This is a genomic window from Priestia sp. SIMBA_032 (genome assembly GCF_046535215.1).
Taxonomy (GTDB): Bacteria; Bacillota; Bacilli; order Bacillales; family Bacillaceae_H; genus Priestia; species Priestia aryabhattai.
The window spans coordinates 1-304 of record NZ_JAWRXD010000381.1 but is presented as its reverse complement, the minus strand read 5'-3'; the positions used below and the strand labels follow the sequence as shown (position 1 = coordinate 304).

Genomic DNA, 304 nt, shown 5'->3' with positions numbered 1-304 from the left:
TGATTGATCGGGGCCTCGAATAGCAAGCGCCCTTCAGTCGACACGCGGAGCGAGTAGGTCACTGGTCTGACGGTGTTTCCGTGGTGCCGAATCCTTGACCGCCAGCTCCGCCGCCTCCTAGCGGTGCGCCGCCTCCACCACCTCCGCCGCCAAGCATCCCGCCTGCACCTCCTGCTCCGCCACTGGCTGATACATTAAGAACAATCGAGATTGGGCTTTGAGACGGTGGAGCATCTAGGTCGCCGGACGCCCATCGCCGTTCCAGCTCCGCAATCAATTGGCTTCTGTATTCCAGCAACTCGAG

At 61.2% G+C, this 304-nt stretch carries 1 protein-coding gene; it reads right to left on the bottom strand.

Translation table 11 applies throughout. From position 1 onward, the window contains the following. Positions 1-58: 58 nt before the first annotated feature. Positions 59-304: hypothetical protein (locus tag SB717_RS34840; RefSeq protein ID WP_410907445.1), on the bottom strand; the 246-nt coding region annotated here is incomplete at its 5' end.